We start from the raw sequence: 10892 nt of genomic DNA on the forward strand, positions 1-10892 counted from the left end.
TTGGGTAAACCCCGCAAACGAGGCGTTGAGGAGGATAACGCCTTGGATGATTTTCTTAAGTACCTGACTTTCCCCTACCTCTGGGAAGGTGCCGTAATTGCCGTGCAGCTGTTGGTTGGTGCGCTGGCGGGCGGCATTTTGATTGGCTTTTTCCTGGCGTTAGCCAGCAGCTCAAAGCACTGGTTTATCCGCGTGCCGGTGAAAATCTACATCTATACGCTGCGCGGCACGCCGGTGTTGCTGCAGCTGATTCTGCTGTACAACGTGCTGCCGGAATTCGGCCTGCGTTTAAGCCCGTTCACCAGCGCGCTGGTCGCCCTGATGATCAACGAAACCGCCTTCTGCGCTGAAATTATTCGCGGTGGCATTATGGCGACCGATCGCGATCAGAGCATGGCGGCGCAGGCGTTCGGTTATTCGCGCAGCAAAGAGATGATCCACGTGGTGATTCCGCAAGCGTTGCGCGCCATTCTGCCCACCATGGGTAATGAAACCGTTGGGCTGCTGAAATCCACTTCGCTGGCGTCGGTGGTGGGCGTCAATGAGTTGACGATGCGCGGCCAGGCAATTGTGTCGCAAAACTTCCTGTTTATTCCGGTGCTGGTCGCGTCAGGCGGCATCTACCTGATTCTTTCCACCTTGCTGGCGGGCGGCCAATGGTGGCTGGAGAAGTTCTACAACCTGGATGAACGTGCACGTCGGGCACGCGCACGCCTGGCGAAACTGCCGCCGGAAGCAGACGTGATGCCGATGCAACTACCGAAACGGCGCTGGGATACCCAAACCGCCGCGCCGGTGCTGGAAGTGGATCAGCTGTGCGTCGAGTATGCCGGCAAAGCGGTGCTGAAATCGCTGTCGTTGACCGTGCGCCGTGGCGAAGTGGTGGTGCTGCTCGGTCGCTCCGGTTCGGGCAAAAGTACGCTGCTGAAATCCATTCTGGCGCTGACGCCACGCAGCAGCGGCACCATTCAAACCGAAGGCCATTTCATGGGCAGCGACGAAAAAGGTCGCGCGCTGGCGCAGCGTCATCTGCCGGTGAACCGTGCTAAATCAGGCATCGGCATCGTATTTCAGCATTTCGCGTTATTCGATCACCTCACCGCGCTGGAAAACGTGATGAGCATTCTGCTGCGCGTGCAAGGTGCACAGCCGGAAATCGCCCGAGCCAAAGCGATGCGCGCGCTGAAGATGGTAGGACTCGGTGATTTCGCCGCCTCGCTGCCGCATGAGCTCTCCGGCGGACAAAAACAGCGCGTTGGCATTGCGCGTGCGCTGGCGGCCGAACCGCAAATCCTGCTGTTTGATGAGCCAACCTCGGCGCTCGATCCGGAACTGGTGCGCGAAGTGAACCAAACCATGCGCAGCCTGGCGCAAACCGGCATCACCATGATCATCAGCACTCACGACATCGCCTTTGCGGCGGGCGTTGCCGATCGCGTGGTGTTTCTGCAAAACGGCGCGCTGATTGAAGAAGGCCCACCAGAAATTCTGCAAAATCCGCAAACGCCGGCTTTCGCCACCTTCCTTGAACATGAAAATGCCGCGGAGGTGCAGCATGCCAACGCCTGAACTGCCGTTTGAACTGACCGCGCGCGAGCGCCTCGGCGATGCATTGTTCCGCTATATGCAAGGCCAGCCTGCCGATGCGCGCGGTAACGAAGCGGATGCCAATCAGCAGGCTTTGCGCCGCTATCGTCTGCTGCCGCGCGTGCTGCAAGGCAATGACAGCATCGACACGCAGATTGCGCTGCATGAACAACGCTGGGCCGCACCGATTGGCGTCGGCGCCTTTGCCGGTGACCGCATTTTCCACCAAGAGGGTGTGCTGCCGATTGCCCGCGCCTGCAAACGCCTGCAGCTGCCGCTGGTGATCTCCGAGGAGACCGTCACGCCGCTGGAGCAGATTGGCGCGGAGTATCATCGCTGCTGGCTGCAACTGCGTGCAGCAGGCGATGTCGGCCGCATCAAAGCGTTAATCGATCAAGCGGCGCAGGCCGGATTTCAAAACATCGTGCTTACGGTGCTGGCACCGGTGCATCCGGTGGCCGGATTACAGCCCGGCGGCTTCTCGATTGGCGACGCATTAAAACAGCGCGGCTGGCACACCATCGGCGGCACGCAGCCGGGCGTTGAGCCACTGCAGGCTTTTCCGGTGTGGCGCTGGCAGGAGATTGACGAGGTGGCGGCGCACTGTGCCAATCATCACTTGCCGCTGTGGCTGAAAGGCGTTCTGCATCATGACGATGCCGCGCAGGCGGCACAACACGGCGTCAGCGGCCTGATTGCTTCGAATATCGGTCTGCGCCAGAGCGCGCGCTGGGCCACACCGGTCGATCAGTTGCCCGATTTGCAGGCGGTAACGCGGCTGCCGCTGTTGCTGGATGGCGGCGTACGCTGCGGCAGCGATGCGGTGGTGGCGCGTTGTCTCGGCGCGTCGCTGTCTCTCAGCGTGCGACCGATCATCAGTGCCTTAGTCGCCGGTGGCGAGAGTGCAGTATTCGAGCTGCTCTCCGGTTGGATCAATGAAATTACCGCCATCAGCCACTGGTGCGGCGTCAGCGACATGGCGGCACTTAACGGCAGTTTTCTCACCGAGGTACGCAGCTGATGCAGACCTTAATTTTCAATCAGGGCGATGCCAGCGAATCACGCATCTATTACTGCGCCCACTATCTGGCGCACAGCCTCGGCCTGTTTGCCGCGCAGCAGCTGCAGGTGCATTTCACTACCAGCGAATCAGGCGGACACACCGTGCAGGGCGGACAGGTGCCCGCGGTGTTAAGCCGCGCGGCCGATCTGACGCTCGGCGGTCCGATGGTGGTGATGAAGCATTTCCAGCAGCACGGCGCGGAGCTGCAGTGTTTCTGCGCCTCGGTGGCCGCCAATCCGTGGTTTCTCGCCGCCGCACAGCCGCAGCCGGATTTTCAGCTCAGCGACCTGCGCGGCAAGCGCGTGCTGGATGTCGGCAATGTCGGCACCGCCACGCTGACCTTCCGCTGGTTACTGGCGCGCCACGGTTTGCAGGATGAGGTTGAGTTGATCGCGGGCAGCGGCGATCAGGCGCGTGATTTCGCCGCCGTTGCCAACGGTGACGCCGATTATGCGCTGCACGCCATGCACATGCTGGCACCCGCCATCGTCGCCGGACAGCTCTGCAGTATCAGCAGCCTTGCCACCTTGTGCGGCCACGTGCCGTGGAGCGCTTACATTGCGCGCGCCGATGTGTTGCGCGAGAAAGCGCCCGCCTTCGCCGCGTTTTCCCGGGCGATAACCCAGGCGCTGGCGTGGATGGCTACGCATGATGCCGCCGAACTGGCAGAAAAAGTGCAGGCGTTTTATGCCGATTATCCGCGTGATGCGCTGGAACGCGGCCTCGCCGCCTATCAACAGGCCCGCGTTTTTGCGCCAGGCAGCATCATTCCGCGCGCTGAGTTTGCGCATTTCAGCCAGCTGTTAGGCGCGATTGGCTGGCTGGATCCTTCACAACCGGTGCCCTATGCGGCGCTGGTGACGCAGGCAGGAGCAGAGCAATGAAACAATTAATTATTAACGGCTTGGTGGTGAGCGAACATGCTACCGCCCTCGCCGATCTGTTAATCGAAGACGGCAAAATCAGCGGGTTATTAACGCCTGGCGCGATGAGGGACGGCGTTGACGCGGTGATCGATGCACGTGGCCTGATCATCGTGCCTGGCGCCATCGATGTGCATACCCATTTCACCGGTTCGCACGACTTTCCCGAGCAGGAGCTGCGCGAAGGCACGCGCGGCGCGGCGGCGCACGGCGTGACCACCATCGTTGAGATGCCGCACTCGCTGCCGCCCGCGACATCTTTGGCCAACTTCAGCGCTAAAAAACGCTGGCTGGCCGACAACTGTTCGGTGGATTACGCCATGTGGGCCGGCCTCGATGGCCGCAACGTGCACGAACTGGCGGCGCTGGATCAGGCCGGTGCGCTGGCGTTCAAAGCTTTCCTGTGCAGCGGCGCGCCCGGCGGTGAAGCCACCGACGAGAAAGGTTTGCCGCGTCTCGACGACGATGGTCTGCTGCGCGCTATGCGCGAGCTGGCAACCTTCGACGGTCTGATTGGCGTGCACGCCGAGAACCACGAGATTCTCATCGGGGCCGGCAACGAACTGCGCCGCGCCGGACGCAAAGATACGCGCGCCCATGCGCAGGCCGGTCCGGAAATTGCGGAGATTGAAGCGGTGGGCCGCGTCTTGGCCATCGCCGAAGAGACCGGCGCACGCTGCCATATCGTGCACGTCAGCTCGGCGCGCGCCGCAGAAACCATCGTTGCCGCCAAAAGCCGCGTACGCGCCAGCTTCGAAACCTGTCCGCACTATTTACTGCTCGACGAAGATGATTTGGTACGCATCGGCCCCAATGCGCGCTGCGGCCCGCCGATCCGCCCGCGTCCGGTGGTGGATGCGCTGTGGCAGGTGCTGCTGCGCGGCGACGTCGACATGATCGCCTCCGACCATTGCCCGTATACACCCGCGCAAAAACAGGCCGGTGAAGCCAGCATCTGGGAGGCGGGCATGGGCTTGAGCGGCGTGGAAACGCTCAGCCCGATGTTCTTCAGCGCGGCACATGGCGATCGCGGCGTAGCGCTCAGCGAGTTCGCGCGTATGACCGCCAGCGGACCGGCCAAAGCCTTCCAGCTGTGGGGTAAGAAAGGGGCGATTGCACCCGGGTTTGACGCTGATTTGGTGTTCTACGACGCCAGCCAGAGCTGGACGGTAAAAGGGGCGAATTTCCAGGGACTCGGCAAGTGGAGCGCATTTGAAGGGATGCGCTGTCAGGGTAAAGTGGTGCGCACCATGATTCGTGGCGTCACGGTATTCGAGGATGACCAGATGCAGGTTGAGCCCGGCTTCGGTCAGTTCGTGACCCGACAGGTTGAAACAGGAAAATAACATGGCAGGAAAACCGTCTACCGCTAGTCGTAAAAATAGCGCCCCGCTGGCGCAGGAAGCTGCAACCGATAACAGCTGGAGTGCGGCGCGTCCGCGCACGCTGGTCGATCACGCCGTGGATGCGATTCTCAGCGCCGCATCGCGCGGCCTGATTTTGCCCGGCGACCGCATCGCCGAACCGGAACTGGTGGCCAAGCTGGGCATGAGCCGCGTGCCGATTCGTGAAGCGCTGCGCATTCTCGAGAGCCAGGGCATCGTCACCAGCGAGCCGTACAAAGGCATCCGCCTGATGGAGATTTCGCATCAGCGGCTGGAGCAGATTATTGATGTGCGCATCCCGCTGGAGACGCTGGCCTGTCGCCGTGCCATTGAGGCTGGACGCAACGGCGCCGAGCAGCTTAACCAGCTGTATCAGGGCGTGGCGCAGATGCAGGCGATGATGCAAAACGATGACGTTTACGGTTTTGCCTCGGCCGATACCGATTTCCACCGCACGCTGTGCAGCTTTGCGCACAACCCGGTGCTGAGCAACTTGTGGGAGTCAATTGCCCGTCAGCTGACGGTGATTTTCGGTCTCTCCACCATGGGCAAATCGATGAGCGACATCATTGAGGAGCACCAACGACTGATCAATGTCTTTGCCGATGGCGACGTCGCCAAAATGACCGACGAGGTTGAGAACCACATCCGCATTCAGGCGCTGGACGTGGATTACGAAACCCTGATAACACAGCGCCGACAGCACCGTTCCGCTCTCGGCTAATTTTGAAGTGCCTTTACACCAGGGAAAACACCATGAAAATCATTAACGTTGAGGCGTTTTACCTGCGCCTGCCGGTGATTGAGCAGCGTACCGACAGTTCTCAGGATGCTCTGCTGATCAAAATTACCACCGACGCCGGCATTACCGGCTGGGGCGAAGTGGATGGCAGCCCGTATGTCACTAAAGCCATCATCGAAGCGCCCTATTCGCACACCATGGTAACCGGCCTGAAATCGCTGCTGATTGGCGAAAACCCACTGGAAACTGGCCGTTTGTGGAAGAAAATGCACCGCGCCACCATCTACTACGGACGCAGCGGCGCGGTGTTGCAGGCGATGGCCGGCATCGACATCGCGTTGTGGGACATCAAAGGTAAAGCGCTCGGTAAGCCGATCGTCGAACTGCTGGGCGGCGCGCTGCGCGACAAGATGCGCGTTTACTCCTCCAACATGTTCCAGTTCAGCGTGGAAGAGACCGTGGCCCGCGCCCAGCACGCCATTGATACCGGCCATAGCGGCGTGAAGTTTGGCTGGGAGCCGTTCGGCACCGACGAAGCACTGGACCTGCGCTATCTCGACGCGCTGCGTAACGCGATGGGCGATAACGTGGATCTGATGCTGGATGTCGGTCACGTGTGGGATGCCAAAACCACTATCCGTCGCAGCCAGCGCTACGAGCATCTCAATCTGTTCTGGATCGAGGAGCCGCTGCATCCGGATAACTACGCCGGTTACGGCCAGGTTTCCGCCGCCTGCCAGCAGCATATCGCCGCCGGTGAGCAAGAGTGTTCCGTCGTCGGTTTCCAGCGCCTGATTGATGAAGGCGGCATCGATATCGTGCAGATCGATCTGACGCGCACCGGTTTCACCCAGGCGATGGAGATCGCCAGCTACGCGCACAGCCGTGGCCGCAAAGTGTGTAATCACAATTTCACCACTGACATCAATACCGCCGCCTCGCTGCATTTCCTCTGTGCGATTGAGAATGCGCTGGTGATGGAGTACTGCGTTGAACCGGGCGAAATCAGCCGCTCGCTGGCGAAAAACCCGGTGCGCATCGCCGATGGCTACGCGTGGCTGCCAAGCGAGCCGGGCCTTGGCGTTGAACCCGATGAAGCGGTGATCGAGAAGTTTCTCGTGCGCGATTAAAGTCTGTTACCGCATAACACCGATGCACACATCGTAGCAGCGCAATTTATTGCGCGATAAATCGCGCCGCTAGGGCATGTGCGGTATTTGAATTCTGTACCAAACATCAGAGCGATCTGAATTACATCGCAAAAGGTTGTTGGCGCGCGGCTCACTGGCTACCCTTCTTCGCAGTGAATGCAAGAGGACGCCATGCAGCAAAAAATCTACTGGATCGACAACTTACGCGCGGTTGCCTGCCTGATGGTGATCGTCATCCACACCACCACCTGGTACATCACCGGACCGATGGCGGTAACCGGCACAACCTGGGATGTGGCGAATCTGCTCAACTCGGCGTCACGTGTCTGCGTTCCGCTGTTCTTTATGATCTCGGGCTATCTGTTTTTCGGTGAACGTAGCGCGCAGGGGCGACATCTGCTGCGCATCGTGCTGTGCCTGCTGTTTTACAGTGCGGTGGCGCTGGCATATATCACCTGGCTAACGCCGATTAGCGAAGGGCGTTCGCTGCTTAAGCTGCTGCAAAAACCGGTGTTTTATCACCTGTGGTTCTTCTTCGCCATTATCGGCATCTATCTGTTGTCACCGCTGATTCAGGTGAAAAGTGTGGCGCCGCGCTATGTGGCAATGTTGGTGATTGTGCTGGCGGTGCTGGCCAATCCGAATACCGTGAGTCAGTCGCTGGGGCCGTTCCACTGGCTGCCGGTGAATCTGTATGTCAGCGGCGACAGCATTTACTACCTGCTGTATGCGCTGCTCGGACGCGCGATTGGCTGCATGGAAACGGATAAACGTAGCGTGAGCTGGCTGGCGGGATTGGGCTTTATCGCCTGCGTGATAGGCATTGCGCTTGGCACCAAACAGATGCTGAAAATCAACGGCGCGTTCAACGATACCTGGTACCTCTACTGCGGCCCGCTGGTGTTTATTGCCGCCATCAGCCTGTTGATATTGTTCAAAAACACGCTGAATCAGCGCGCGCTGCCGGGACTCGCCACCATTTCGCGCTATTCGCTGCCAATTTATGGCTTTCACGCGCTGTTTATCCACTTTCTGCGCACCCATCACTACGACGACATGTCGCGGCCATGGCTCGATTTGCCGTGGGTGATCGGCGTTACATTAATAGGCAGTCTGCTGCTGGCGATGGGGTTAAAACGCGTGGATAAACGTCATCTGGTGAGCTGATCGTCCCAGCGTTGATGCGCGCGACGCAGCTGGCGCGCCGAGGAGAATCCGGCCGCCAGCGCCGCTTTTTCCGCCGCTTCGCCCTGCTGCTGACGCTGACGAGCAATCACTAAACGCAGCTGTTCATGATATTCGCGCACGCTAATGCCCAGATGCTGGCGAAACAGCCGCGTAAGATGACGTTCGCTAACGTGTGCCCGCTCGGCTAACGCGCTAAGCGACCAGTCATGTTCGGGATGAGCAATCATCACATCCTGCGCGCGGTGAATTGCCGGATGCATATGGTTGCGATAGCGCAGCCACGGCGACAGCTGGGGATCGTCACCAGAACGGCGGAACCACACCACCATTTCACGCGCCACTTTCAGTGCCTGCGGCGCCCCGCACAGCCGATTGATCAAATGCAGCGCCAAGTCGATGCCGGCGGTAATGCCTGCGCTGGTCCAGATGCCGCTATCTTCGACAAACACGCGGTTATCTTTCACTAAAGCTGCCGGCGCCGCCGCTTTCAGGCGCGCTAACACGTCGTGGTGCGTGGTGCACTGCACGCCATCCAGCAATCCCGCCTGCGCGCAGAGCAGTGCGCCGGAACAGATGCACACCAGCGTGATGCGCTGGGCATCAATCGCCGCCTGCTGCTGGCGCAGCCAGTCACGCGCTAATGCTGCCGGTTCGGTGTCAAAACAGACACGCGAATCGTAGACGCCAGGCACCACCAGCAGGCTGTTGTCGGGCAGCTGCGCGGGCAACGGCGCGATATCGGCGATGGTCATGCCAGTGGAGCACAGCGCGCTGGGCTGCGGACCGATGTAGTGCAGCGCGAAGTGGCCATCAGCCAGCTGCAGAGTTTCCGCCGGGCCGGTGAGATCCAGCGCCATCACGCCGGGAAGGACAAGGAAGAAGACGTGTTGTGGCATGGTGGGCTCCGTGGGATGGGTGCGTCGTTCGGCCAGGGCGGCATGAATGCCGCCCCTACAGTAGGATCGCCATTCATGGCGACCAAATCAGGCCAAACTATCTGACATGACTCGCACATCATACCTGACAAAAAACCTCACATCCTGCCAAATCCAGCCATCATCAAGACATCAACGGCTTTAACTGCTGATACAAGCGCGCAAACTTGTCGCGCTGCGGCTGATACGTCTGATGTCGTGCCGCGTCCGGCTGATGCCGCTGCGCCAATTCCAGCGCGGGCCAGTGGCTATCTGCATCAATCGCCAGCTGCGCTAATCGCGCCGCACCCAGCGCCGGGCCAACTTCACCGCCGTGACAATAATCCAGCGTCAGCCCGCTAATATCCGCCAGCATTTGACGCCAGTAGGCACTCCGCGCGCCGCCGCCAATCAGCATCACCGTTTTCGGCTGCACGCCGCACTCATGCACCGCATCCATACCTTCGGCCAGCGCAAATCCGACACCTTCCAGCACCGCGCGCGCCAGTTCAGCTCGGCCATGCTGATGCGTTAAACCAAAAAACGCACCCTGCGCTTGCGGATTGTTGTGTGGCGTGCGCTCCCCGGAGAGATACGGCAGGAACCATACCGGCGGCACATCGTTGCGCGCTTTTTCCGCTTCACTCAGCAACTGCGGCACATCCTCGCAGCCAGTCAATGCCGCCGCCCAATTGAGACAGGAAGCCGCGCTCAAAATTACTGACATTAAATGCCAGCGCTGCGGCAGGGCATGACAGAAGCTGTGCACCGCCCGCTGCGGATTGCTGAGATAACCATCGCTCACCAGGAAATAGACGCCCGAGGTACCGAGCGACAACATGCCTTGTCCCGGCTCAACCATGCCGACGCCCACCGCGCCCGCCGCGTTATCGCCACCGCCCGCCACCAGCGGCACCGTTTTCATCCCCCAACGTGCGGCAACGTCCGGCAACAAAGTGCCGGTCATTTGATTGCCCTCAAACAGCTGTGGCATCTGGCTGCGCTGCAAATCGCAGGCGTTGAGCATCACATCACTCCAGTCGCGCTGCGCCACGTCCAGCCACATCGTTCCGGCCGCATCCGACATATCACTGGCGAAATCGCCGCTCATGCGCCAGCGCAGATAATCTTTCGGCAGCAGGACTTTCGCGATTTGCGCAAACAGCTGCGGCTCATGCTGTTTCACCCACAACAGCTTGGGCGCGGTAAAGCCGGGCATCATCAGATTGCCGGTGATGTGCCGCGCATCCGGCACGCGCTGCTCAAGTTCGCGGCACTGCTCGCCGCTGCGTCCGTCATTCCATAAAATCGCCGGACGCAGCACCTGATTATCGCGATCCAGCAAGGTGGCACCGTGCATCTGGCCGCTTAGGCCAATCGCCTCTACACCGCTGAGATCGTGCTGCCGCGCCAGCGCCTGCATGGCGCGATCCGTCGCCTGCCACCAGCTTTCAGGATCCTGCTCGCTCCATAGCGGCTGAGGGCGTGAAACCTCCAGCGGCGCACTCTCCACTGCTGTCACCTTGCCGTGCGCATCCAGCAGCGCCACTTTCACGCCGGAAGTGCCCAAATCAATGCCGATCACCATGCTGCGCTCCTGATGAGTTAATAATCTCAGATGACAGAGTTCTAGTCGGTATTTAAGCATCCTGCTAAACCGCATGCGCCAAAGTCTCGGCAGGAACGTGCGTTCAAGCACAGGTGAGATCAAGATTTTGCTGTGGATTGCCGCTATACTCCTGCGGCATCTTCAAAGGAAGATCGTCGTCTCCGGTGAGGCGGCCGGATTTCAAATCCGGTTGGGGCCGCCAGCGGTCCCGGGCAGGTTCGACTCCTGTGATCTTCCGCCACTTTAGTTCATTACCCTCTAACGTCCTCAATAAAATAAACGCCAATCAGCTGATAATCCTCTTACGAATCTTTGACGATGCAGTGAGGC

The 10892-nt window shown here is 60.0% G+C and carries 9 protein-coding genes and 1 tRNA gene; 8 read left to right on the plus strand and 2 right to left on the minus strand.

What is annotated here, in order from left to right; all coding sequences use genetic code 11:
- The first annotated feature begins 42 nt into the window (after positions 1-42).
- The 7 genes from AC790_RS15610 (at position 43) to AC790_RS15640 (ending at position 8018) form a co-directional block, all read left to right on the plus strand.
- Positions 43-1569, plus strand: coding sequence for an amino acid ABC transporter permease/ATP-binding protein (locus AC790_RS15610; protein ID WP_049852359.1), 1527 nt, complete (start codon positions 43-45; stop codon positions 1567-1569).
- Positions 1556-2608 carry an alpha-hydroxy acid oxidase gene (locus AC790_RS15615; protein WP_049852360.1) on the plus strand — a complete coding sequence of 351 codons (1053 nt, stop codon included), beginning with the start codon at positions 1556-1558 and terminating at the stop codon, positions 2606-2608. The genes AC790_RS15610 and AC790_RS15615 overlap by 14 nt, the downstream gene beginning before the upstream one ends.
- A complete protein-coding gene (locus AC790_RS15620; RefSeq protein WP_049852361.1) occupies positions 2608-3534 on the plus strand; it encodes an ABC transporter substrate-binding protein in 927 nt (308 codons plus the stop codon). The genes AC790_RS15615 and AC790_RS15620 overlap by 1 nt, the downstream gene beginning before the upstream one ends.
- Positions 3531-4919 carry a dihydroorotase family protein gene (locus AC790_RS15625; RefSeq protein ID WP_049852362.1) on the plus strand — a complete coding sequence of 463 codons (1389 nt, stop codon included), beginning with the start codon at positions 3531-3533 and terminating at the stop codon, positions 4917-4919. Before AC790_RS15620 ends, AC790_RS15625 begins: the two co-directional genes overlap by 4 nt.
- Position 4920: 1 nt before the next feature.
- A complete protein-coding gene (locus tag AC790_RS15630) occupies positions 4921-5682 on the plus strand; it encodes a GntR family transcriptional regulator (RefSeq protein WP_049852363.1) in 762 nt (253 codons plus the stop codon).
- 32 nt (positions 5683-5714) lie between these two features.
- Positions 5715-6830, plus strand: a complete 1116-nt coding sequence (locus tag AC790_RS15635) for a mandelate racemase/muconate lactonizing enzyme family protein (protein ID WP_049852364.1) — start codon at positions 5715-5717, stop codon at positions 6828-6830.
- Positions 6831-7022: 192 nt separating this feature from the next.
- A complete protein-coding gene (locus AC790_RS15640; protein WP_007893451.1) occupies positions 7023-8018 on the plus strand; it encodes an acyltransferase in 996 nt (331 codons plus the stop codon).
- Here the strand turns inward: AC790_RS15640 and AC790_RS15645 are convergent.
- Together AC790_RS15645 and xylB are read right to left on the minus strand one after the other, a co-directional pair.
- On the minus strand, positions 8003-8935 hold the full coding sequence (locus AC790_RS15645; RefSeq protein ID WP_049852365.1) for a GlxA family transcriptional regulator: 933 nt from the start codon (positions 8933-8935) through the stop codon (positions 8003-8005). The genes AC790_RS15640 and AC790_RS15645 overlap by 16 nt on opposite strands.
- Before the next feature lie 163 nt (positions 8936-9098).
- Positions 9099-10541, minus strand: coding sequence for a xylulokinase (xylB, locus tag AC790_RS15650; RefSeq protein ID WP_049852366.1), 1443 nt, complete (start codon positions 10539-10541; stop codon positions 9099-9101).
- 167 nt (positions 10542-10708) lie between these two features.
- Here xylB and AC790_RS15655 point away from each other — a divergent pair.
- A tRNA-Sec gene (locus tag AC790_RS15655) sits at positions 10709-10803 on the plus strand.
- The last annotated feature ends 89 nt before the right edge of the window (positions 10804-10892 follow it).

The organism is Pantoea sp. RIT-PI-b (assembly GCF_001187905.1).
GTDB lineage: Bacteria > Pseudomonadota > Gammaproteobacteria > Enterobacterales > Enterobacteriaceae > Pantoea > Pantoea nemavictus.

Bases quoted from the DNA above. Each gene is read 5' to 3' on its own strand.
- AC790_RS15615 (WP_049852360.1), top strand. From the start codon at position 1,556: ATGCCAACGCCTGAACTGCCGTTTGAACTGACCGCGCGCGAGCGCCTC.
- AC790_RS15620 (WP_049852361.1), top strand. From the start codon at position 2,608: ATGCAGACCTTAATTTTCAATCAGGGCGATGCCAGCGAATCACGCATC.
- AC790_RS15625 (WP_049852362.1), top strand. From the start codon at position 3,531: ATGAAACAATTAATTATTAACGGCTTGGTGGTGAGCGAACATGCTACC.
- AC790_RS15630 (WP_049852363.1), top strand. From the start codon at position 4,921: ATGGCAGGAAAACCGTCTACCGCTAGTCGTAAAAATAGCGCCCCGCTG.
- AC790_RS15635 (WP_049852364.1), top strand. From the start codon at position 5,715: ATGAAAATCATTAACGTTGAGGCGTTTTACCTGCGCCTGCCGGTGATT.
- AC790_RS15640 (WP_007893451.1), top strand. From the start codon at position 7,023: ATGCAGCAAAAAATCTACTGGATCGACAACTTACGCGCGGTTGCCTGC.
- AC790_RS15645 (WP_049852365.1), bottom strand. From the start codon at position 8,935: ATGCCACAACACGTCTTCTTCCTTGTCCTTCCCGGCGTGATGGCGCTG.
- xylB (WP_049852366.1), bottom strand. From the start codon at position 10,541: ATGGTGATCGGCATTGATTTGGGCACTTCCGGCGTGAAAGTGGCGCTG.